This is a genomic window from Streptomyces sp. WI03-4A (assembly GCF_033792105.1).
Lineage (GTDB): Bacteria > Actinomycetota > Actinomycetes > Streptomycetales > Streptomycetaceae > Streptomyces > Streptomyces collinus_A.
In genome coordinates, this window is record NZ_JARAUO010000025.1 from 26752 (window position 1) to 50019 (window position 23268).

22 protein-coding genes are annotated in these 23268 nt (G+C 70.0%); all 22 read right to left on the reverse strand.

Features of this window, described 5'->3' with window-relative positions; genetic code table 11:
- Positions 1-35 precede the first annotated feature (35 nt).
- The 22 genes from PV343_RS23840 to PV343_RS23945 all read right to left on the reverse strand — a co-directional run bounded on the left by PV343_RS23840 (position 36) and on the right by PV343_RS23945 (position 23148).
- The gene (locus PV343_RS23840) at positions 36-482 is read right to left on the reverse strand and encodes a DUF2550 domain-containing protein (protein WP_319148985.1); all 447 of its coding nucleotides are present in this window, start codon (positions 480-482) and stop codon (positions 36-38) included.
- Positions 483-645: 163 nt separating this feature from the next.
- Positions 646-1023, reverse strand: a complete 378-nt coding sequence (locus PV343_RS23845; protein WP_020942275.1) for a F0F1 ATP synthase subunit epsilon — start codon at positions 1021-1023, stop codon at positions 646-648.
- A 111-nt stretch (positions 1024-1134) separates the two neighbouring features.
- On the reverse strand, positions 1135-2571 hold the full coding sequence (gene atpD / locus PV343_RS23850) for a F0F1 ATP synthase subunit beta (RefSeq protein WP_319148986.1): 1437 nt from the start codon (positions 2569-2571) through the stop codon (positions 1135-1137).
- Positions 2571-3488: a F0F1 ATP synthase subunit gamma gene (locus tag PV343_RS23855; RefSeq protein WP_319148987.1), complete on the reverse strand. Its 918-nt coding sequence runs from the start codon at positions 3486-3488 to the stop codon at positions 2571-2573. The genes atpD and PV343_RS23855 overlap by 1 nt, the downstream gene beginning before the upstream one ends.
- Before the next feature lie 21 nt (positions 3489-3509).
- Positions 3510-5102, reverse strand: a complete 1593-nt coding sequence (gene atpA / locus PV343_RS23860; RefSeq protein ID WP_020942272.1) for a F0F1 ATP synthase subunit alpha — start codon at positions 5100-5102, stop codon at positions 3510-3512.
- Positions 5103-5228: 126 nt separating this feature from the next.
- Positions 5229-6044, reverse strand: a complete 816-nt coding sequence (locus PV343_RS23865) for a F0F1 ATP synthase subunit delta (protein WP_319148988.1) — start codon at positions 6042-6044, stop codon at positions 5229-5231.
- Positions 6041-6589 carry a F0F1 ATP synthase subunit B gene (locus PV343_RS23870; protein WP_319148989.1) on the reverse strand — a complete coding sequence of 183 codons (549 nt, stop codon included), beginning with the start codon at positions 6587-6589 and terminating at the stop codon, positions 6041-6043. Before PV343_RS23870 ends, PV343_RS23865 begins: the two co-directional genes overlap by 4 nt.
- Before the next feature lie 38 nt (positions 6590-6627).
- A complete protein-coding gene (locus PV343_RS23875; protein ID WP_319148990.1) occupies positions 6628-6867 on the reverse strand; it encodes a F0F1 ATP synthase subunit C in 240 nt (79 codons plus the stop codon).
- Positions 6868-6936: 69 nt separating this feature from the next.
- Positions 6937-7707 carry a F0F1 ATP synthase subunit A gene (atpB, locus tag PV343_RS23880; RefSeq protein WP_319149059.1) on the reverse strand — a complete coding sequence of 257 codons (771 nt, stop codon included), beginning with the start codon at positions 7705-7707 and terminating at the stop codon, positions 6937-6939.
- A gap of 273 nt (positions 7708-7980) precedes the next feature.
- Entirely contained in the window at positions 7981-8418 is a 438-nt protein-coding gene (locus PV343_RS23885; RefSeq protein WP_319148991.1) for a hypothetical protein, read from the reverse strand.
- A gap of 288 nt (positions 8419-8706) precedes the next feature.
- A complete protein-coding gene (locus PV343_RS23890) occupies positions 8707-10062 on the reverse strand; it encodes an MraY family glycosyltransferase (RefSeq protein ID WP_319148992.1) in 1356 nt (451 codons plus the stop codon).
- A 175-nt stretch (positions 10063-10237) separates the two neighbouring features.
- The gene (glyA, locus tag PV343_RS23895) at positions 10238-11476 is read right to left on the reverse strand and encodes a serine hydroxymethyltransferase (protein ID WP_319148993.1); all 1239 of its coding nucleotides are present in this window, start codon (positions 11474-11476) and stop codon (positions 10238-10240) included.
- A gap of 124 nt (positions 11477-11600) precedes the next feature.
- Positions 11601-12281, reverse strand: a complete 681-nt coding sequence (locus tag PV343_RS23900; protein ID WP_133920325.1) for a protein-tyrosine-phosphatase — start codon at positions 12279-12281, stop codon at positions 11601-11603.
- On the reverse strand, positions 12278-12925 hold the full coding sequence (locus PV343_RS23905) for an L-threonylcarbamoyladenylate synthase (protein ID WP_319148994.1): 648 nt from the start codon (positions 12923-12925) through the stop codon (positions 12278-12280). Before PV343_RS23905 ends, PV343_RS23900 begins: the two co-directional genes overlap by 4 nt.
- Before the next feature lie 52 nt (positions 12926-12977).
- The gene (gene prmC, locus PV343_RS23910; protein WP_319149060.1) at positions 12978-13817 is read right to left on the reverse strand and encodes a peptide chain release factor N(5)-glutamine methyltransferase; all 840 of its coding nucleotides are present in this window, start codon (positions 13815-13817) and stop codon (positions 12978-12980) included.
- A gap of 74 nt (positions 13818-13891) precedes the next feature.
- Complete coding sequence (prfA, locus tag PV343_RS23915) at positions 13892-14959, reverse strand: peptide chain release factor 1 (protein ID WP_319148995.1); 1068 nt, start codon at positions 14957-14959, stop codon at positions 13892-13894.
- Between the two features lie 107 nt (positions 14960-15066).
- Positions 15067-15291 (reverse strand): 50S ribosomal protein L31, encoded by a 225-nt coding sequence (gene rpmE, locus PV343_RS23920; RefSeq protein WP_019753312.1) that lies wholly within the window; start codon positions 15289-15291, stop codon positions 15067-15069.
- Between the two features lie 165 nt (positions 15292-15456).
- Positions 15457-16590: an LCP family protein gene (locus tag PV343_RS23925; protein WP_319148996.1), complete on the reverse strand. Its 1134-nt coding sequence runs from the start codon at positions 16588-16590 to the stop codon at positions 15457-15459.
- Between the two features lie 385 nt (positions 16591-16975).
- The gene (gene rho / locus PV343_RS23930) at positions 16976-19024 is read right to left on the reverse strand and encodes a transcription termination factor Rho (RefSeq protein WP_319148997.1); all 2049 of its coding nucleotides are present in this window, start codon (positions 19022-19024) and stop codon (positions 16976-16978) included.
- 401 nt (positions 19025-19425) lie between these two features.
- Complete coding sequence (thrB, locus tag PV343_RS23935) at positions 19426-20343, reverse strand: homoserine kinase (protein ID WP_319148998.1); 918 nt, start codon at positions 20341-20343, stop codon at positions 19426-19428.
- 450 nt (positions 20344-20793) lie between these two features.
- On the reverse strand, positions 20794-21852 hold the full coding sequence (thrC, locus tag PV343_RS23940; protein WP_319148999.1) for a threonine synthase: 1059 nt from the start codon (positions 21850-21852) through the stop codon (positions 20794-20796).
- A gap of 6 nt (positions 21853-21858) precedes the next feature.
- Complete coding sequence (locus PV343_RS23945; RefSeq protein ID WP_319149061.1) at positions 21859-23148, reverse strand: homoserine dehydrogenase; 1290 nt, start codon at positions 23146-23148, stop codon at positions 21859-21861.
- Between the last annotated feature and the right edge of the window lie 120 nt (positions 23149-23268).

Genomic DNA, 23268 nt, shown 5'->3' on the forward strand with positions numbered 1-23268 from the left:
GCGGTTCGCTTTCCGTCGTCCTCGTCCGAACGCCGCTACGCCACGTTCACCCGCTGGCCGGGCGGAGCCGCCTCCAGCCACGCGAGGAAACCGGTCAGCGCGTCCTCGCTCATCGCGAGCTCCAGCCGCGTGCCCCGGTGGGTGCAGGCGAGGACCACCGCGTCGGAGAGCAGCGCCAGCTCCTCCTCGCCCTCGGGCAGCCGGCGGCCGGACACCTCGATCGCCGCGCGCTCCAGGGTGCGGCGGGGACGCAGCGCGTAGGAGAAGACGCGGTACCACTCGATGCGGTCGCCGTTGTAGCGGGCGACGCCGTAGCCCCAGCCCTTGCCGCCCGCGTCCGGCTTCTCGGCCACGTCCCAGCGCAGCGAGCAGTCGAAGGTGCCGCCGGACCGCTGGATCAGCCTGCGCCGCAGCCCGAACAGGAACAGCCCCACCACCACGAGCGCGATCACGATCCCGCACACAGTCAGAGCGAGGACCATCGGCACCGACCTCCTCGTCTCCCAGGTAGTGGAACCACGTTCGAACTAGCCTCGAACTAGGTAATGGAACGGAAAAGACACCCACATTCACCACAGCCGCGGTCGGCACCGGATTGCTCCGGGCCGACCGCGGCTGAGTGACATCATCACACGGCGCGGTGGATCAACGCGCCGCCGTCGCCGCCCGCAGGCGGACATCGGCCCGGCGCTGGGCCTCCGCGTCGTCCTCCGCCTTCGCGCGCTCCAGCTCGCGCTCGGTGCGCTGGACATCGATCTCGTCCGACAGCTCGGCGACCTCGGCCAGCAGGGACAGCTTGTTGTCCGCGAACGAGATGAAACCGCCGTGCACCGCGGCGACGACCGTTCCACCTTCACTCGTACGGATGGTCACCGGGCCCGACTCCAGCACACCGAGCAGCGGCTGGTGACCGGGCATGACGCCGATGTCGCCGGACGTGGTGCGCGCGACGACCAGGGTGGCCTCTCCGGACCAGACCTGGCGGTCGGCGGCGACCAGCTCGACGTGCAGCTCAGCAGCCAAGGTTGGCTCCTCGGGTCACCACCCGGCGGGGGTGCCGGGTGTTGGGGTCAATTCTAATAGGCGTGGCAGAGGGGGCGGGACGCGCCCGCCCCCTCACCGAGAGCACGGGGCTCAGGAGACGCCCAGCTCCTTGGCGTTGGCCTTCAGGTCCTCGATGCCACCGCACATGAAGAACGCCTGCTCGGGGAAGTGGTCGTACTCACCGTCGCAGATCGCGTTGAACGCGGCGATCGACTCGTCGAGCGGCACGTCCGAGCCGTCCACGCCGGTGAACTGCTTGGCGACGTGGGTGTTCTGGGACAGGAAGCGCTCCACGCGACGGGCACGGTGGACGACGAGCTTGTCCTCCTCGCCGAGCTCGTCGATACCGAGGATCGCGATGATGTCCTGCAGGTCCTTGTACTTCTGCAGGATGTTCTTCACGCGCATGGCCGCGTTGTAGTGGTCCGCGGCGATGTACCGCGGGTCCAGGATCCGGGACGTCGAGTCCAGCGGGTCCACGGCCGGGTAGATGCCCTTCTCCGAGATCGGACGGGAGAGCACCGTCGTCGCGTCGAGGTGGGCGAAGGTGGTGGCCGGGGCCGGGTCGGTCAGGTCGTCGGCGGGGACGTAGATCGCCTGCATCGAGGTGATCGAGTGACCGCGGGTCGACGTGATGCGCTCCTGGAGGAGACCCATCTCGTCGGCCAGGTTCGGCTGGTAGCCCACCGCGGACGGCATACGGCCGAGCAGCGTGGAGACCTCGGAGCCGGCCTGCGTGAAGCGGAAGATGTTGTCGATGAAGAACAGCACGTCCTGCTTCTGGACGTCACGGAAGTACTCGGCCATGGTGAGGCCGGCCAGCGCGACGCGCAGACGGGTGCCCGGCGGCTCGTCCATCTGACCGAAGACCAGGGCGGTCTTGTCGATGACGCCCGAGTCGGCCATCTCCTCGATCAGGTCGTTGCCCTCACGGGTGCGCTCACCGACACCGGCGAACACGGAGACACCGTCGTGGTTGTTGGCGACACGGTAGATCATCTCCTGGATGAGCACCGTCTTGCCGACGCCGGCGCCGCCGAACAGACCGATCTTGCCGCCCTTGACGTACGGGGTCAGCAGGTCGATGACCTTGACGCCGGTCTCGAACATCTCGGTCTTCGACTCGAGCTCGTCGAAGTTCGGCGCCTTGCGGTGGATGGACCAGCGCTCGCCGTCGTACTGCTCGTCGACGTTCAGCACCTCACCGAGGGTGTTGAACACCTTGCCCTTGGTGAAGTCGCCGACCGGGACGGTGATGCCGTCGCCGGTGTCGACCACGGCGGCCTGGCGGACCAGACCGTCGGTGGGCTGCATCGAGATGGTGCGGACCAGGCCGTCACCCAGGTGCTGCGCGACCTCGAGGGTCAGCGTCTTCTTCTCGCCGGCGTTGGCCGGGTCGGCCACCTCGACGTGAAGGGCGTTGTAGATCTCCGGCATCGCGTCGACGGGGAACTCCACGTCGACGACCGGGCCGATGACCCGGGCGACGCGGCCCGTAGCCGTCGCGGTCTCAACAGTGGTGGTCATTATCGGTCACTCCCCGCGGTCGCGTCGGCCAGGGCGCTCGCGCCACCGACGATCTCGCTGATTTCCTGGGTGATTTCGGCCTGGCGGGCCGCGTTGGCAAGACGGGAGAGCGTGTTGATCAGCTCGCCCGCGTTGTCGGTGGCCGACTTCATCGCGCGCCGCGTGGCGGCGTGCTTCGAAGCGGCCGACTGGAGCAGCGCGTTGTAGATCCGGCTCTCCACGTAGCGGGGCAGCAGGGCGTCGAGGACGTCCTCCGCCGACGGCTCGAAGTCGTAGAGCGGAAGGATCTCGCCCTGCGGCTTCGCCTCCTTCGCGACCTCGTCGAGGCGCAGCGGAAGCAGCCGCGCGTCGAGCGCCGTCTGCGTCATCATCGAGACGAACTCGGTGTAGACGATGTGGAGCTCGTCCACGCCGCCCGCCTCCGTGTCCTTCTCGATGGCCTCGATCAGGGGCGCCGCGACCTTCTTGGCGTCCGCGTACGTGGGCTCGTCGGTGAAGCCCGTGAACGTCTCCGCGATCTTGCGCTCACGGAAGTTGTAGTGGGCGACACCACGGCGGCCGACGATGTACGTGTCCACCTGCTTGCCCTCGCGCTCCAGGCGCTCGGTCAGCTGCTCCGCCGCCTTGATGGCGTTGGAGTTGAAGGCACCGGCCAGACCGCGGTCGCTCGTGAGGAGCAGGACCGCGGCACGGGCCGGGTTCTCCGCCTCCGTGGTGAGCGGGTGCTTGGTGTTCGAACCCGTACCGACCGCCGTCACCGCGCGGGTCAGTTCCTGCGCGTACGGCGTGGAGGCCGCCACCTTGCGCTGTGCCTTGACGACACGCGAGGCGGCGATCATCTCCATCGCCTTGGTGATCTTCTTGGTCGCGCTGACGGATCGGATGCGACGCTTGTAGACCCGGAGCTGGGCTCCCATGAGTCAGGTCCCTTCCTTACGTCACTTGGAGGCAGCGGCAGGAGTGTCCTCGCCGAGCAGCTTGCCGTCCGAGGTCTCGAACTGCTTCTTGAACTCCGCCACCGCGTCGTCGATCGCCTGGATGGTGTCGTTCGACATCTTGGCGCCCTCGCGGATGGAGGTGAGCAGACCGGCCTCCTTGCGGTGCAGGTAGTCCAGCAGCTCGCGCTCGAAGCGGCGGATGTCGGCGACCGGCACGTCGTCCATGCGGCCGTTGGTGCCGGCCCAGACGGAGACGACCTGGTCCTCGGTGGACATCGGCTGGTACTGGTCCTGCTTCAGCAGCTCGACCATGCGCTGACCGCGCTCCAGCTGCTGCTTCGAGGCCGCGTCCAGGTCGGAACCGAAGGCGGCGAACGCCTCCAGCTCACGGAACTGGGCGAGGTCGACGCGCAGACGGCCGGAGACCTGGCGCATCGCCTTGTGCTGCGCGGAACCACCGACTCGGGAGACGGAGATACCGACGTTCAGCGCGGGGCGCTGACCGGCGTTGAACAGGTCCGACTCCAGGAAGCACTGGCCGTCGGTGATGGAGATGACGTTGGTCGGGATGAACGCCGAGACGTCGTTGGCCTTGGTCTCGACGATCGGCAGACCGGTCATCGAGCCGGCGCCCATGTCGTCGGAGAGCTTGGCGCAGCGCTCCAGCAGGCGGGAGTGCAGGTAGAAGACGTCACCCGGGTAGGCCTCGCGGCCCGGCGGGCGGCGCAGCAGCAGCGACACGGCGCGGTAGGCGTCGGCCTGCTTCGACAGGTCGTCGAAGATGATGAGGACGTGCTTGCCCTCGTACATCCACTGCTGACCGATGGCCGAACCGGTGTACGGCGCCAGGTACTTGAAGCCGGCCGGGTCGGACGCCGGGGCGGCGACGATGGTCGTGTACTCCAGGGCGCCGTTCTCCTCCAGCGCGCGGCGCACGCCGGCGATGGTGGAGCCCTTCTGGCCGATGGCGACGTAGATGCAGCGGACCTGCTTCTTCGGGTCGCCGGTGCGCCAGTTGTCGCGCTGGTTGATGATCGTGTCGACGGCCAGGGCGGTCTTGCCGGTCTGGCGGTCACCGATGATCAGCTGACGCTGACCACGGCCGATCGGGGTCATCGCGTCGACGGCCTTGTAGCCGGTCTCCATCGGCTCGTGCACCGACTTGCGCTGCATGACCGTGGGGGCCTGCAGCTCCAGCGCGCGGCGGCCGGACGTCTCGATCTCGCCGAGGCCGTCGATCGGGTTGCCGAGCGGGTCGACGACGCGGCCGAGGTAGCCCTCGCCGACCGCGACGGAGAGGACCTCGCCGGTACGGGTGACCGGCTGACCCTCCTCGATGCCGCTGAACTCACCGAGGACGACGGCACCGATCTCGCGCTCTTCCAGGTTCAGCGCGAGACCGAGGGAGCCGTCCTCGAACTTCAGCAGCTCGTTCGCCATGGCCGAGGGCAGGCCCTCGATCTTGGCGATACCGTCGCCGGCGACGGTGACCGTACCGACCTCCTCGCGCGAGGCCGCGTCCGGCTTGTACGACTGGACGAAATTCTCCAGCGCGTCCCGGATCTCCTCCGGCCGGATCGTGAGCTCCGCCATCTGGGTTCCCTGCTCTCCTTGTTGGGCCCGAAGTTTCACTTTGGGGGGATGGGGACTCCCCCCTGAACGAGGTGAATCCTCTGCACGGCCCAACCAGGGCCGTAAGCACGTTCTGTTGTGTTGCTGCTAGCTCGCCATGCGGCGGGCGGCGTCGTCCAGTCGGTCCGCGAGGGAGCCGTTGATGACCTCGTCGCCGACCTGCACCCGGATCCCGCCGATGACGTCGGGGTCCACGTCCAGGTTGAGGTGCATCCGGCGGCCGTAGAGCTTCGCCAGGGCGTCGCCCAGGCGGCGCTTCTGCGGGTCGCTCAGCGGCACCGCGGAGGTGACGGTCGCCACCATGCGGTCCCGGCGCTCGGCGGCGAGCTTGGACTGGGACTCCAGTCCCGCTTCCAGGCTACGTCCACGCGGCGCGGTGACGAGGCGGACCACCAGGCGCTCGGTGACGGGCTTGGCCCGGCCGCCGAGGAGCCGGTGCAGCAGCTCGACCTTGGCCGAGGCGCTCGCGGCCCGGTCGGTCAGCGCGGCCCGCAGTCCGGTGTTGGAGGAGACGATCCGGCCGAACCGGAACAGCTCGTCCTCGACGTCGTCGAGCGTGCCGGTCTTCTCCGCGACGGTGAGGTCGGCGATGTTCGCCAGCTCCTCCAGCGCGTCCACCAGGTCGCGGGGCTGCGACCAGCGGGAGCGGGCCAGGCCGGACACCAGGTCGGCGGCGGCGCCGCTCACCTGGCCGCCGATCAGGCGCTGCACCAGCTGGGCCTTGGCCTCTCCGGACTGCGCCGGGTCGGTGAGGACCCGGCGCAGGCCGGCCTCGCGGTCGAGCAGCGCGGTGACGGCCGCCAGCTCGTCGGCGAGCGTGCTCGCGTCGACGGACGTGGAGTCCGTCAGCGCGTCGAGACGCTCGCGCGCGGCTGCCAGGGCCTCGCGGCTCGCTCCGTTCATCGGGCGGCCTCGGCCTTCTCCTCGAGCTCGTCGAGGAAGCGGTCGATCACACGGCTCTGGCGGGCGTGGTCCTCGAGGGACTCGCCGACGAGCTTGCCGGCCAGGTCGGTGGCGAGCTTGCCGACGTCCTGACGGAGCGCGCCCGCGGCGGCCTTGCGGTCGGCCTCGATCTGGGCGTGACCGGCGGCGACGATCTCCTCGCGCTGCCGCTGGCCCTCGGCCCGCATCTCGGCGATGAGCGTGGCACCCTGCTCCTGCGCCTCCTGGCGCAGACGCGCGGCCTCGTGCCGGGCCTCGGCGAGCTGAGCCTTGTACTGCTCAAGGACGCTCTGGGCCTCGACCTTCATGGCGTCGGCCTCTTCGATACCGCCTTCGATCGCCGCGCGACGCTCCTCCAGAACCTTGTTGATGTTCGGAAGCAGCTTCTTCCAGAAGAAGAAGAACACGATGGCGAAGGCGATGGTGCCGACGAGCATCTCGGGACCGGCCGGGATGAGCGGGTTCTGCTCCGTCTCGGCCGCCAGCTGTGCCAGGTTGGCGATCACATCAGTGCCTTTCGTCGATGCGTGTCGGTATGGAGGTCTTACTTGATACCGAACACGAACGGCATGACGATGCCGATGAGGGCGAGCGCCTCACAGAAGGCGAAGCCCAGGATCTGGTTGGCACGGATCAGGCCGGCGGCCTCGGGCTGGCGGGCGAGGGCCTGGGTGCCGTTGCCGAAGATGATGCCGACGCCGATGCCGGGGCCGATGGCCGAGAGGCCGTAACCGACGGAACCGATGGAACCGGTGACAGCGGCAAGGGTCTCAGTGGCAGCCATGCTGATTCTTCCTTCTCTTTACGGACCGGTGGGGGTTGACCACCGGACGACCGGGGGGTGTGTTGAGGCTCAGTGGTGCTCGGCGAGAGCGCCCTGAATGTACGAGCAGGCCAGCAGTACGAAGACGTACGCCTGGACGGCCTGCACGAAAAGTTCGAAGCAGATCATGGCCATGGTCATCACGAAGGAGACACCGGCGGCCGGGATCATCCAGCTGTTCAGCAGGTACCAGGAGGCGACGGTGAACATCACCAGCATCAGGTGACCGGCGAACATGTTGGCGAAGAGTCGCACCGCGTGCGTGAACGGGCGGACGAGCAGGTTCGAGAAGAACTCGATGAGCATGACCAGCGGCAGCACCGCACCGAGCGACTTGTCGTAGCCGGTGATGTTCTTGAAGAACCCGACGAAGCCGTGGCGCTTGAAGGTCAGTCCGACCCACAGGACCCAGACGAGCAGGGCCAGCACGACGGGGAAGGCGAAGACCGAGGCGACCGGGAACTGGGCCAGCGGGATCACGGACCAGATGTTCATGATCCAGATGAAGAAGAAGAGGGAGACCATGAGCGGCACCCACTTCTCGCCCTCGCGCTTGCCGAGCGTCTCGTAGACGATGCCGCGGCGCACGAAGTCGTAGCCGGCCTCGCCGACCATCTGCAGCTTGCCGGGAATGACCTTGGCCTTGCCGAAGGCCGCCCAGAAGAACGCGACGACGAGCACGGAGGTGACGAGCGCGAGCAGCATCACCTTGTTGAACTCGAAGCCGCCGACCGTGGCCATCGGCTTGAACAGGAACGAGTGCAGGCCCGGAGCCGGGAAGCCACACCCGTTGTCGGACATGATCCGACAACTCCAGTCAAAGGCGAGCTGGGTCTGGTCAGCACTCACCACGGGCTCCTTCGGCGTGACGCATAGGTACGGCAACCTCGTTGTGTCGGCGCGGCGCACGGCCGCGGATCGGCACCGGACTGGTGTTACGGATGTGGGGGCGGCTGGGGGGCATCGAGCCTCGCGATGGGGCAGGCGTCAGCTCAGATGCCCGCGCCCGCGATGCCGCAGTTGGCACCGGACGATAGCAGGAGATCTCACAGGCCTTTATCCCGCCCCTACCCCTCACGACGACGGCCCGGTCTTCTCGTGCTTCTCGCTCTTCTCGTGGTCCGGGTCGACGTAGAAGATCTTGGCCTTCATGTGGGCGCGCGCCTGCGCGGCCATCCACACGACGGTCGTGACGACCAGCGACAAGGCGAACGCCTTGGGGTTGAAGAGTGAGGTGCCCTTGAAGACGGCGACGAAGATGAAGAGCAGGAGCAGCTGTGCCATGTACAGCATCAGCCCCATGGCCTGGAAGAGCTGCGGGAGCGTTTTCGCCGTCCGCTGCAGCACGTACAGGCCGATTCCCATGAACAGGATGGCGATCACCGCGCCGACGGCCGCTCCGAGCGCACCCTTGCCCCCCGCGACCGCGGCGCTCACGGCGACGGCGATCACGCCGGCGGCCGCTGAGGGCACAGCGATCTGCAGAAGATTCCGGGCGTCATTGGACGGCATGGCGGCAACTCCGCTTTCACAGGGGGGCAGGTGTCGTCATGGACGAGCGTAGTCCCGGGCTGAGCATTCGAGACCTCACACCAAGGGACCGTCGCACTACGGTCCTTCGGTTCTATCCCGGGTTCTCGTGAACCGTATCACAAACTATTTGATGAGGTCTTTACCTGCTGGGTGTGCTTGCTGTCACACATGAGAGTGACCGTGCGCGTCTGTGCAAAAACAGCGCCCATCTGTCTGGTATTGGGGCGCTTTGCTCCCCCACGAGTTGGCAATGCTCTAGTCAGATTCTTACCTTGTGGCCTTGCCGATACGCGAACGAGCGCCGATGGCCGTGGCCCCGTTGACCCCGGTCGTACCGGCCGTGACAGGGGCCCGTTCGTCGGTGGCGGGGGCGCACTCCCGCGCGGTGCTTTCCTGCGCCACGGCCTCCTGCGGCGCGGTCTCCGCGGCCTCCGTGAGCGCCTCCGCTGCCTGCCGGCGCCGGCGGTAGCGCGGCGGCACGAACCGCTCCGCCCACCTCGGGGCGCGCGGGGTGAAGCGCGGGAGCAGCAGCAGGACCAGGCCGATCGCGCTCAGGAAGACCACGCCCAGCACGATCCACATCGACGCCGAGTTCACCGAGTAGGCGAGGGCACCGAAACCGATCAGTGCCGACCAGAAGTACATGATCAGCACGGCCCGGCTGTGCGAGTGGCCGATCTCCAGCAGCCGGTGGTGCAGGTGGCCGCGGTCCGCCGCGAACGGCGACTGGCCGCGCCAGGTGCGCCGCACGATCGCCAGCACCAGGTCGGCCGCCGGCACGGCGATGATGGTCAGCGGCAGCAGCAGCGGGATGTACACCGGCACCGTCTGGTGCACGGCCGCCTTCTCCGAACCCGTGAACAGGGCGAGTGCGTCCGGGTCCACCTGACCGGTGATCGAGATCGCACCCGCCGCCAGCACCAGCCCGATGAGCATCGATCCCGAGTCGCCCATGAAGATCCGCGCCGGGTGCATGTTGTGCGGCAGGAAGCCCAGGCACATGCCCATCAGGATCGCCGCGAAGAGCGTCGCCGGGGCCGCGGCCTCGATGCCGTACGAGTACCAGATCCGGTACGAGTACAGGAAGAACGCCGCCGCGGCGATGCACACCATGCCCGCCGCCAGGCCGTCCAGGCCGTCCACGAAGTTCACCGCGTTGATCGTGATGACGACCAGCGCCACCGTCAGCAGGGTGCCCTGCCACTGGGTCAGCGCCACGTTGCCGACACCCGGGATGGGCAGCCACAGGATCGTCAGACCCTGCATGACCATCACGCCCGCGGCGATCATCTGGCCGCCCAGCTTGATCAGCGCGTCGATCTCGAACTTGTCGTCCAGGACGCCGATCAGCCAGATCAGGGCCGCACCGGACAGCAGCGCGCGCGGCTCGTTGGACTTGGCGAAGACCTCGTTGAGGTTCGTGAGGTGGTCCGCGACCAGCAGGCCCGCGCACAGTCCGAAGAACATAGCGATACCGCCGAGGCGCGGAGTGGGCTCCCGGTGCACGTCACGTGCCCGGATCTCCGGCATGGCTCCGGCCACGATCGCGAACTTGCGTACCGGCCCTGTCAGCAGATACGTCACCGCGGCCGTGATGCAGAGCGTCAGCAGGTATTCACGCACGGGCTTCCCCACAGGTCTCGCTGGCCATCACAGCCTCACACCCTAGCGACGGACGCATATGGATGAGGACTTCCGGGTACGGGCGATGGTTGCACGGGTGGCTGTGCACGACGGTCGCACCGCCGGGCGCACCGGGGTGCAGAGCCGGGGCGTACGCCTGTGCGCCTACCCTCGCTCAGCCGGGATACGGCGGAAATTTACCGGTCAGCTCGCGGACCTCCACCCGCGCCCCGGCCGGTTCGCTGTCCCCGCGCAGCACGGCCGCCATCAGCGCGGCGATCCGGACCATTTCCGGCTCTCCCATGCCCTGGGTGGTCACCGCGGCCGTCCCCAGGCGCAGCCCGCGTCCGTCGCCGTGCGGGAGGGCGCAGCAGTCCAGGACGATCCCGGCGGCCGCCAGCCGGCCGCGCGCGCTGCGCCCGTCGACGCCGAGCGGCGCCGGGTCGGTGGTGATCAGATGGGTGTCCGTGCCGCCGGTGGTGATGGTGAACCCCTCGGCGGCCAGGTGGCCGGCGAGCACCCGGGCGTTGGCGACCACCTGGTGCGCGTACGCGGCGAACGCCGGAGTCGCCGCCTCGCCGAACGCGACCGCCTTCGCGGCGATGGTGTGCATCTGCGCGCCGCCCTGCGTGAACGGGAACACCGCCCGGTCGACCCGCTCGGCCAGCTCGGCGCCGCACAGGATCATCCCGCCGCGCGGGCCCCGCAGCACCTTGTGGGTGGTGGCGCACACGATGTCGGCGTACGGCACCGGGCTGGGCGCCGCTCCCCCGGCGACCAGTCCGATCGGGTGCGCGGCGTCGGCGATGAGGTAGGCGCCCACCTCGTCGGCGACCTCGCGGAAGAAGGCGTGGTCGATATGGCGGGGGTAGGCGATCGAACCGCACACGATGGCCTTGGGCCGGTGGTTGCGGGCGAGGTGGCGCACCTGGTCGTGGTCGACCAGACCGGTCTCGGCGTCGACGCCGTACCCGACGAAGTCGAACCAGCGGCCGGAGAAGTTCGCGGGCGAGCCGTGGGTGAGGTGGCCGCCGTGGGGCAGCCCGAGGGCGAGGACGGTGTCCCCGGGGCGCAGCAGGGCCGCGTAGGCGGCCAGGACGGCCGAGGAGCCCGAGTGGGACTGGACGTTGGCGTGCTCGGCGCCGAAGAGCGCCTTGGCCCGCTCCACGGCGAGGCGTTCGGCGAGGTCGACCAGCTCGCAGCCGCCGTGGTGGCGGGCGCCGGGGTATCCCTCGGCGTACTTGTTGGCGAGCGGCGAGCCCAGCGCGGCGAGCACGGCCGGGGACGTGAAGTTCTCCGCGGCGATCAGCTGGAGCGTCGTCGACTGCCGTTCCCGCTCCGCCCGCAGGATCTCGGCCAGCTCCGGGTCCTGGTGCCGCAGGACGTCCGTCTCGAGGAGGGGTGTGACCGACATGACGGGCTCCGGGCGGTCGACGGTGACGTGAGTCCAATGTAGGCCCGGGGTGGACGGCACGCGCGACCGTTTCACCCGTTCCGGGTCGGTTCCGGTACCGCCGGACGGCCGCGCCGGTACGGCCTCACATCCGGGCCGGCACGCCCGTCAGCGCGGTGACGACGGGATCCAGCGCGTCCCGTATCTCGTCCCCGATGGAGCGGAAGAAGGGCAGCGGCGCGCCGTACGGGTCGTACACCTCGTCGGCCTCCGCGGTCGGGGCCAGCAGCCAGCCGCGCAGGGCCGCGGCCGCGCGGACCAGGGCGCGGGCGCGCTGGACCACCCCGTCCTCCAGGGGCGGCAGCGTGGCCGGGTCTATGGCGCGCACCAGCCGGGTGAACTCCTTGAGGGTGAAGGTGCGCAGACCGGCCGAGTGGCCCATGGAGATGACCTGGGCGCGGTGGTCGCGGGTGGCCGTCAGCACCAGGTCGGCCATGATGACGTGCTCGTCCAGCAGTTCCCTGCCGACGAAGCCGGCGGCGTCCGCGCCGAACTCGGCCAGCACGGTCTCCGCGTTGGTCTCCATCGGGGCGCCCTCGTGGCCCCAGGTGCCCGCGCTCTCCACGATCAGGCCGCCGCCGAGCACGCCGAGCCGCTCCGCCACGAAATGTCGGGTCAGCCGCTCGGTGATGGGCGAGCGGCACACGTTGCCGGTGCTGACGTGGAGGATGCGGAAGCAGTCCCGCGGGAGCCCCACGAACGTCGTGGTGATCTCCGCGGCACGTTCCCCGTTGCCTATGCCACGCCCCGCCTCAGGGGCCGTCAATTCGCCACCTCGAGATCGGGTACCACCTTGCGCAGCTCGTCCGGGGAGAGCGCGCCCTCGCGCAGCAGCACCGGGACACGGCCGGAGACGTCCACGATGGACGACGGCACGTTGCCGGGGGTGGGGCCGCCGTCGAGGTAGACGGAGACGGAGTCGGCGAGCATCTCCTGCGCCGCGTCGCAGGTCTCCGGCGAGGGGTGGCCGGTGAGGTTCGCGGACGACACGGCCATCGGACCGACCTCGTTGAGCAGCTCGATGGCGACCGGGTGCAGCGGCATGCGCACGGCGACCGTGCCGCGGGTGTCCCCGAGGTCCCACTGCAGGGACGGCTGGTGCCGGGCGACCAGCGTCAGGGCGCCCGGCCAGAACGCGTCGACGAGTTCCCAGGCCAGCTCGGAGAAGTCGGTCACCAGGCCGTGCAGCGTGTTCGGGGAGCCGATGAGGACGGGCGTGGGCATGTTGCGGCCCCGGCCCTTGGCGGCGAGCAGGTCGGCGACCGCCTCGGAGGAGAACGCGTCGGCGCCGATGCCGTACACGGTGTCGGTCGGCAGCACCACCAGCTCGCCCCGGCGGACGGCGGACGCGGCCTCGCGCAGACCCGTCACGCGGTCGGTCGCGTCGTTGGTGTCGTATCGCCGTGCCATGTCTAGCGGGCCTCCTCGTACACGTACTGCAGGCTGGAAGTGGTGGGGACGGTCACGGCAGCGCCTTGCGCGCGGTCGCGAACCGGGGGCGGTTGTTGAGGTCCGGGTGGTCGGCCGCGTCGGCCCAGCCCCGCTCCTCGGTGAAGATCCACGGCACCTGGCCGCCCTGGGTGTCGGCGTGCTCGATGACGACGACGCCGCCGGGGCGCAGCAGCCGGTGCGCGGTGCGCTCGATGCCGCGGATGAGGTCGAGGCCGTCCTCACCGGAGAACAGCGCGAGCTCCGGGTCGTAGTCGCGGGCCTCGGGAGCGACGTACTCCCACTCGGTGAGCGGGATGTAGGGCGGGTTGGAGACGACCAGGTCGACCTGTCCGTCGAGGTCCGGGAAGGCGCTCAGGGCGTCGCCCTGGCGCAGGTCGACCCGGGACCCGGCCACGTTCTTGCGGGTCCACACCAGGGCGTCCTCGGACAGCTCCACGGCGTGCACGCGCGAGCGCGGGACCTCCTGGGCCAGAGCGAGCGCGATGGCGCCGGAGCCGGTGCACAGGTCGACGATGCACGGCTCGACGACGTCCATGGCGCGCACCGCGTCTATCGCCCAGCCGACCACCGACTCGGTCTCCGGCCGGGGCACGAAGACGCCCGGGCCCACCTGGAGCTCCAGATAGCGGAAGTAGGCCCGCCCGGTGATGTGCTGCAACGGCTCGCGCTGCTCGCGCCGGGCGATGACCTCCCAGTAGCGGGCGTCGAAGTCGGAGTCCTTCACGAGGTGCAGCTGGCCCCGCTTCACGCCGTGCACGAACGCGGCGAGCTCCTCCGCGTCGGTGCGCGGCGAGGGCACGCCGGCGTCGGCCAGCCGCTGGGTGGCCTGGGCCACCTCGGCGAGCAGCAGACTGCGGGTGTTCGGGGTGCGTCCCTGAGGTGATGGCTGCACGCAAGTCCTCCGTGGTAACTCGTACGTGCCGGTTACGCGGCCGCCAGCTTCGCCGCCGAGTCGGCGTCGACACAGGCCTGGATCACGGCGTCGAGCTCGCCGTCCAGCACCTGGTCCAGGTTGTACGCCTTGAAGCCGACGCGGTGGTCCGAGATGCGGTTCTCCGGGAAGTTGTACGTACGGATCTTCTCGGAGCGGTCGACGGTGCGGACCTGGCTGCGGCGGGCGTCGGCGGCCTCGCGCTCGGCCTCCTCCTGCGCGGCCGCGAGCAGCCTGGAACGCAGGATGCGCAGGGCCTGCTCCTTGTTCTGGAGCTGGCTCTTCTCGTTCTGGCAGGAGGCCACGACACCGGTCGGCAGGTGCGTGATGCGCACGGCGGAGTCGGTGGTGTTGACGGACTGGCCGCCCGGGCCCGAGGACCGGTAGACGTCGATGCGCAGGTCGTTCGGGTTGATCTCGACGTCGACCTCCTCCGCCTCGGGCGTGACGAGGACACCGGCGGCGGAGGTGTGGATGCGGCCCTGCGACTCGGTGGCGGGCACCCGCTGCACGCGGTGCACCCCGCCCTCGTACTTCAGCCGGGCCCACACGCCCTGTCCCGGTTCGAGCTGGCCGCGTGCCTTGACCGCGACCTGGACGTCCTTGTAGCCGCCCAGCTCGGACTCGGTGGCGTCGATGATCTCGGTCTTCCAGCCCACGCGCTCGGCGTAGCGCAGGTACATGCGCAGCAGGTCACCGGCGAACAGCGCGGACTCGTCGCCGCCGGCACCGGCCTTGATCTCCAGAATGACGTCCTTGTCGTCACTCGGATCCCGCGGGACGAGCAGCAGGCGCAGCTTCTCGGTGAGCTCCTCGCGCTGCTTCTCCATCTCCTTGACCTCGGCCGCGAAGTCGGGGTCGTCGGCGGCGAGTTCGCGCCCGGTCTCGATGTCGTCGCCGGTCTGCTTCCAGGAGCGGTACGTGGCGACGATCGGGGTCAGCTCGGCGTAGCGCTTGTTCAGCTTGCGCGCGTTCGCCTGGTCGGCGTGGACCGACGGATCGGCGAGCTTCTTCTCCAGGTCGGCGTGCTCGGCGACGAGCTCCTCGACGGCCTCGAACATCTTTCGGCTCCTGTACTGCGGGTGAACGGCTGGCGGGCGACCAAAAACGCCGGTCCCGGGCACACCCCCGCTGGGGGCGCGACCGTGGACCGGCGAAATGGGGCTCGCTACTTCTTGGAGCCGGCGGCAGCCTTGCCGAAGCGGGCCTCGAAGCGGGCCACACGGCCACCGGTGTCGAGGATCTTCTGCTTGCCCGTGTAGAACGGGTGGCACTCGGAGCAGACCTCGGCGCGGATGGTGCCGCTGGAGATCGTGCTACGGGTGGTGAACGACGCGCCACAGGTGCAGCTGACCTGCGTCTCGACGTACTCGGGGTGGATGTCGCGCTTCAAGGGGTTCTCCTAGTTTCGGGAGGGCGCCGGGTCGCATTCGCGGGATGCGGAGGCGTGAACCGGAGCCGACGTACCAGTCTGCCAGGACTGGGGCCATCCACCCAAACCGGGGGTGCGCTTGTTCTATTCCTGAGGGCTTTCGGCGAGGGCTTCCCGCGCGCGTCCTCAGGGGCTGACGACGCCCTTGGCCTCGCCGGTGGCCGTGCCCTGGACGGCGGCCCGCGGAATCCGCCGGTCGTGCTTCAGCGCGTCCCAGACGAGCTGGGCCTTGTCCTTCTGCAGGAGCACCCGGTTGGGGTCGGCCGGGTCGTACCGGACCGGCATGGTGACCATCGTCATGCGGGACGAGCGGATGCCCTTGAGGCCGTCCGCGAAGTCGACCAGGGCGTTGACCGAGCCGAGTTCGGAGTCGGTGGTGACGGTCTTGGTCGCGGTGTCGGCGAGGTCGTACAGCTTCTTGGGGCTGGTGAGCACACCGACCTCTCCGACCTGGCTGAGCAGGGCCTTGACGAAGGCCTGCTGGAGCTGGATGCGGCCGAGGTCGGAGCCGTCGCCGACGCCGTGCCGGGTGCGGACCAGGCCGAGGGCCTGCCGGCCGTCCAGGGTGTGGGTGCCGGCCTTGAGGTCGAGGTGGCTCTGCGGGTCGGCGATGGCCCGGGTCGTGGTCACCCGGACCCCGCCGAGGTCGTCGATGAGCCGCTGGAAGCCGGCGAAGTCGACCTCCAGGTAGTGGTCCATGCGCAGCCCGGTCAGCGACTCGACCGTCTTCACGGCGCAGGCGGCGCCGCCGGTGGAGTACGCGGAGTTGAACATGACGCCGGACGCGGCGGGGTGGCTGCCGCCCTCGGTGTCGGTGCAGGAGGGCCGGTCGATGAGGGTGTCCCGGGGGACGGAGACCACGGACGCCCTGCGGTGCCCCTTGTGGACGTGGACGATCATCGCCGTGTCGGAGCGGGCGCTGCCGTCGTCGGTGCCCCCGCCCAGCGCCCGGTTGCTGCCGGACCGGGTGTCCGAGCCGAGGACCAGGATGTTCTCGGAGCCGTTGGCGGCCTTGCCCGGCCGGTCGGCGCCGAGGGCCTGCTCGATGTCGACGCTCCTGATGTTGCCGTTGAGCTTGAGGTAGACGTACCCGGCGCCGATGCCGCCCAGCGCGACCACGCCCGCGGCCGTCCATGCCGTGACGCGCAGGGCCTTGCGGGCCTTGCCGCGCGCCTTGCGGCGGCCGCCCCTGCCTGTGCTGCGGGGGCCGGTCACCACGGCTTCGGGTATGCCGGGCTCCGGCGTGCTCTCGGCGGACACATCGCTCCTAGGTCTCGTCGGTCGGTTACCCCCTGCTTTCAGGGTCAGGCGCGGTCGTCACCGCTCCATCGTCGCCCCGTCGGGCAGGACGGAGAAACTCGGGACAGCCTTGCATGACGCAGCGTGCCGAAAGCGTCCCGCGCCGGACACGTTGCGTGACCGCCGTGAACCGCGCGAACCGTGCTCACCTGGGGTTTCGAGCCCGGGCGCCGTACGCCCGGACACCGCCGCCGGGCGACGCTCTTGTGGCAAAGGTCTCGCCTTGCGACCTTTCCGGTGCCCTTGTACGGATCCGGTACGGATACAGGGCCGCCCCCCGTCACTGGGTGACGGGGGGCGGCCCTGGGTGCTCACCGGGTCCTTGACGACCCTGGAGCGGTGACGACTAGTCGCCGTTGCCCGGCGTCGGCGTCGTCTTCTGGATCTGCATCAGGAACTCGCCGTTCGACTTGGTCTGCTTCATCTTGTCGAGGAGCAGCTCGATGGCCTGCTGCTGGTCGAGCGCGTGCAGCACACGGCGCAGCTTCCAGACGACGGCCAGCTCCTCGTTGCCGAGCAGGATCTCTTCCTTGCGGGTGCCGGACGCGTCGACGTCCACCGCCGGGAAGATGCGCTTGTCGGCGAGCTTCCGGTCGAGCTTGAGCTCCATGTTGCCGGTGCCCTTGAACTCCTCGAAGATCACCTCGTCCATGCGGGAGCCGGTGTCGACGAGAGCCGTGGCCAGGATGGTCAGCGAACCGCCGTCCTCGATGTTGCGCGCCGCACCGAAGAACCGCTTCGGCGGGTAGAGCGCGGTCGAGTCGACACCACCGGACAGGATGCGGCCGGAGGCCGGGGCGGCCAGGTTGTACGCACGGCCCAGACGCGTGATCGAGTCGAGCAGGACGACGACGTCGTGACCCAGCTCCACCAGACGCTTGGCGCGCTCGATGGCGAGCTCGGCGACCGTGGTGTGGTCCTCGGCCGGACGGTCGAAGGTCGAGGAGATGACCTCGCCCTTGACCGACCGCTGCATGTCGGTGACCTCTTCCGGACGCTCGTCGACGAGGACGACCATCAGGTGGCACTCGGGGTTGTTGTGCGTGATCGCGTTGGCGATCGCCTGCATGATCATGGTCTTGCCGGTCTTCGGCGGGGCCACGATCAGACCGCGCTGACCCTTACCGATCGGCGACACCAGGTCGATGATGCGGGTGGTGAGCACGCCCGGGTCCGTCTCCAGGCGGAGGCGGTCCTGCGGGTAGAGCGGGGTCAGCTTGTTGAACTCCGGGCGGCCACGGCCGTGTTCGGGCGCCATGCCGTTGACGGAGTCGAGGCGGACCAGCGCGTTGAACTTCTCGCGGCGCTCGCCCTCCTTCGGCTGACGGACCGCACCGGTGATGTGGTCGCCCTTGCGCAGGCCGTTCTTGCGGACCTGGGCGAGGGAGACGTACACGTCGTTCGGGCCCGGCAGGTAGCCGGAGGTCCGGATGAACGCGTAGTTGTCGAGGATGTCCAGGATGCCCGCGACGGGGATCAGGACGTCGTCCTCGGCCACCTGCGGCTCGGCGATCTCGTCACGGCCACGGCGGCCACGGCGGTCGCGGTAGCGGCCGCGACGGCCGCGACGGCCGCCCTCGAAGTCGTCGTCGTCCTGCTGCTGCTGGCGGTCCTGCCGGCCGCCGCCCTGCTGCTGGCCCTGCTGACGCTGGCCGCCCTGCTGGTCGTCGCCCTTGCCGCGACGGTCCCGGTCGCCACGCTCACCGCGGTCGCCACGCTCACGGTCACCGCGGTCACGGTCCCGGCCGCGCTCACGGCGGTCACGGCGGCCACGGCCCTCGCCGTCACCGGCGTCGCCCTGCTGCGCGGGCGTCTCGACCTTGGTCTCGGTCCGGGCCTCGGCGGCGACGGTCTCGGCGCTGCCGGCGGCCGGGCTGCCCGCCTCGGCGGTGGCGCGGCGGCGACGGCGCTCGGTCGGCGCGTCGTCGGTGGGGGCACCGCCCTGGTCGAGCGGAGCCGAGACCTTGGGGGAGGGCTGGCCGGGGATCTCGATCTGCTGCTGGGCCACGGCCTTCTCGGCGGGCGCCTCGGCAGCCTTGTCGGCCTTCTTCTCGGCGGCGTCCTCACCCGTGCGGGCCTTCGAGGTGGCTCGCCGCTTGGGCTTGGTCTCGGTGGCGGCCTCGGCCTTGGCAGCGGCTCCCCCGGCGGGGGCACCTCCGCCCGCGGCCTGGGCCTCCTTGATGACCTCGATCAGCTGGCTCTTGCGCATGCGCGCCGTGCCCCTGATACCGAGGCCCGAGGCGACCTGCTGCAGCTCGGCCAGCACCATGCCCTCGAGGCCGGTACCACGGCGCCGCCGGGAGCCGGCACCGGTGGCAGGCGCGGAGGCGTCCGTGGCGGGCGCGGCAGCGGTCTCCTCGACACGTGCGCCCATCAGATCGGTGGTGTCGCTCACGAAGGGTCCTTCCCTGGAGCGGACGTCGGCCTGTCTGGCTCGGCGACCGGTTGTGCTGTCCGGCTACGGTCCTGTCTCTGTGAACCGTGCCGGGGCGGTGGTCCGCCTAAGCGGCGGAAGAGTATTTGCTGGTGATGGCGCTTCCGCGAGCCGTGGCACCCTGTGTCACGTGGCGTGGTAGCACCGATTCCGGAGCTCCCCCAGAGGGCTCAGTGCCCGCGTGCGACGTACTGCCCAGGTACGGCGCACGGAACACGGAGTGGTGTGGGAGGCTCCCGGAAGAATGTCTGTCCCGGACGGGGACACGAAGCACCTCGCCATGGTGGGGTCGGGTGCAGACTTGAGATTAACACTACCGGATCCAACAAACATTCCCCCTCTCCAAATCCGGCAACCGCGTGTCAGGTCGCAAGCGGCAGCACGCTCGCTCCCTGAGCGTCCAGGCTCAGCCGGTTGGCGGCCCAGTCGGTGCCGGCCAGGGCCTCCACCTTGTCGGCGGTGTCCGCGTCGGTGAGGGCCATGACGGTGGGTCCGGCGCCCGAGATGACGGCCGGGATCCCGTCGGCCCGCAGCCGCTCCACCAGCGCGGCGCTCTCCGGCATCGCCGGGGCGCGGTACTCCTGGTGCAGGCGGTCCTCGGTGGCGGGCAGCAGCAGCTCGGGGCGCCGGGTGAGGGCCTCGACGAGCAGGGCGGCACGGCCCGCGTTGGTGGCGGCGTCGACGTGCGGCACGGTGCGCGGCAGCAGGCCGCGGGCGGTCTCGGTCAGGACCGGCTTACCGGGCACGAAAACCACCGGAACGATGGAATCGTCCGGCTCCATCCTGATCGCACGCGCGGCGCCGGCCTCCATCCAGGACAGCGTGAACCCGCCGAGCAGACAGGCCGCCACGTTGTCCGGGTGACCCTCGATCTCCGTGGCCAGTTCCAGCAGCGCGGCGTCGTCCAGCCGGGCCTCGCCGCCTATGGTCACGGCGCGGGCGGCGACGATGCCGGCGCAGATGGCGGCGGAGGAGGAGCCCAGGCCACGGCCGTGCGGGATGCGGTTGGCGCAGACGATCTCCAGGCCGCGGGGCTGCCCGCCCAGCAGGTCGAAGGCGGTGCGCAGGGAACGCACGAGGAGGTGGCTCTCGTCGCGTGGGAGGGTCTCGCCGCCCTCGCCCGCGATGTCGATGTGCAGCCCGGAGTCGGCCACCCGGACGACGACGTCGTCGTAGAGCCCCAGCGCGAGGCCCAGGGCGTCGAAGCCCGGACCGATGTTGGCGCTGGTGGCGGGGACGCGCACCCGGACGGCGGCGGCGCGGAAGGCGGGACCGGCCATCGCTCGAAGACTCTCCTTGAGCTGCGTGACTGTCGAGGACATCCGAGGGACTCGAATGCCGCTCGACCGATTCGATGGACATTCGATGACGTACGAGGACCCGTAGGGCCGCGGAGACGACGCGGCCCGCGCCCACACGCGGGGGCATATGCGGTAGGCGGGTTCAGTACAGCCTATCGAAGGAAGGTTCCGTGGCGACATAGGGCGCACAGGAGGCGCACGATGCGTGTCGTAAGCCCCCCGTGCACCCTGCCACGGAGCTGTTCCGACCTGGGCGGCCGACCGTCGGGCCGACCGTCACAGCGGGTTGTCGGACCAGGCCGTCGGACCGGCCGTCGGACCTGGCCGTAGGGCCGGGTCATCGGGCCGACCGTCCGATCAGGCCGTCCGGCCGGACCGTCGGACCTGGCCCTCGAACGTGGCCGTCAAACCTGGCCGTGGAGCGGGCCGTCAGGCCAGGCCGAGGCGTTCGGCCGCGGTGGCCGCGTCGACCGGGACGGTGACCGGCTGCGGAGCACCGGCGACGGCCCAGTCGGGGTCCTTCAGACCGTTGCCGGTGACGGTGCACACGATGCGCTGGCCCGGGTCGACCTTGCCCTGCTCGGCGGCCTTCAGCAGACCGGCGACCGAAGCGGCGGAGGCGGGCTCCACGAAGACGCCCTCCTGTGCGGCCAACAGCCGGTAGGCGCGCAGGATCTCACGGTCCGTCACCTCGTCGATGGCACCGCCGGACTCGTCCCGCGCGGCCAGCGCGTACTGCCAGGACGCCGGGTTGCCGATGCGGATCGCGGTGGCGATCGTCGAGGGGTCCTTGACGACCTCGCCGCGCACGATCGGGGCGCTGCCGGAGGCCTGGAAGCCCCACATGCGCGGCGTCCGGGTGGAGTAGCCGTCGGCGGCGTACTCCTTGTAGCCCTTCCAGTAGGCCGTGATGTTGCCCGCGTTGCCGACCGGCAGGACGTGGATGTCGGGGGCGTCCCCGAGCATGTCCACGATCTCGAAGGCGGCCGTCTTCTGGCCCTCGATGCGCACCGGGTTCACCGAATTCACCAGCGCCACCGGGTAGTTCTCGCTGAGCGAGCGGGCGAGCGTGAGGCAGTCGTCGAAGTTTCCGTCGACCTGGAGGATCTTCGCGCCGTGCACGAGGGCCTGGCCCATCTTGCCGAGCGCGATCTTGCCCTGCGGCACGAGCACGGCCGAGACCATGCCCGCGCGGACGGCGTAGGCGGCGGCGGAGGCGGACGTGTTGCCGGTGGAGGCGCAGATGACCGCCTTCGCCCCCTCCTCCTTGGCCTTGGAGATCGCCATGGTCATGCCGCGGTCCTTGAAGGAGCCCGTGGGATTGGCCCCTTCCACCTTGAGGTGGACCTCGCAGCCCGTGCGCTCGGAGAGCACCTGCGCGGGCACGAGGGGAGTGCCGCCCTCGCGGAGCGTCACGACCGGCGTGGTGTCGGATACCGGCAGCCGGTCCCGGTACTCCTCGATGATTCCGCGCCACTGGTGGGTCATTGCTGGTTACTCTCCTTCAACCCGCATGATGCTGGCGACACCCCGCACGGTGTCGAGCTTGCGCAGCGCCTCGACGGTCCCGCTCAGGGAGGCGTCGGACGCGCGGTGGGTGACGACGACGAGGGAGGCCTCGCCGTCCTTGCCCTGCTGCCGGACCGTGTCGATCGACACCCCGTGCTCCGCGAACACGGTCGCCACCTGTGCCAGGACGCCGGGCTTGTCCGCGACGTCGAGGCTGATGTGGTAGCGGGTGACGACCTCGCCCATGGACGAGACGGTCAGGGCGGCGTACGCCGACTCACCGGGCCCCGTTGCGCCGTTGAGTCGGTTGCGGCAGACGGCGACCAGGTCGCCGAGCACGGCGGAGGCGGTCGGTGAACCGCCGGCGCCGGGGCCGTAGAACATGAGCTGCCCGGCCGCGTCGGACTCCACGAAGACGGCGTTGTACGCGCCGCGCACGGAGGCCAGCGGGTGGCTCAGCGGAATCATCGCGGGATGCACGCGGGCGGTCACCGAACCGCCGTCCGCGGCCCGCTCGCAGATGGCGAGCAGCTTGATCGTGCAGCCCATCTCCTTCGCCGAGCGGAAGTCGGCGGCGGTGACCTCGGCCATGCCCTCGCGGTAGACGTCGTCGAGGCGCACCCGGGTGTGGAAGGCGATGCCGGCCAGGATGGCGGCCTTCGCGGCCGCGTCGAAGCCCTCGACGTCGGCGGTCGGGTCGGCCTCCGCGTAGCCGAGCGCGGTGGCCTCGTCCAGGGCCTCCTGGTAGCCGGCGCCCGTGGAGTCCATCTTGTCGAGGATGAAGTTGGTCGTGCCGTTGACGATCCCCAGCACGCGGTTGACCTTGTCACCGGCGAGGGACTCGCGCAGCGGCCGGATCAGCGGGATGGCGCCGGCGACGGCGGCCTCGTAGTAGAGGTCCCTGCCGTGCTCCTCGGCGACGGCGTGCAGCGCGGCCCCGTCCTGGGCGAGCAGGGCCTTGTTGGCGGAGACCACGGACGCGCCGTGCTCGAAGGCGGTCGTGATGAGACCGCGGGCGGGCTCGATCCCCCCGATGACCTCGACCACGACGTCGATGTCGCCGCGTTTGACGAGGGCGGTGGCGTCGGTGGTGACGAGGGCGGGGTCGATGCCCTCGCGCACCTTGCTCGGGCGCCGCACGGCGACCCCGGCGAGCTCGACCGGGGCGCCGATCCTGGCGGCGAGGTCGTCGGCGTGCGTCGTCATGATGCGCGCCACCTCTGAGCCGACCACTCCACAGCCCAGCAGCGCCACCTTCAGCGGACGCGTACGCATCATCCGACCTCGTTTCCTCTTACCGTCTAGGTTGACCCAGTCTCACTCACCGGACGGGAGTTTCTACCCTTCGTCCGGATCGTGAGACATCTATTTCATTTTTCCGGACCAGCCGGACCG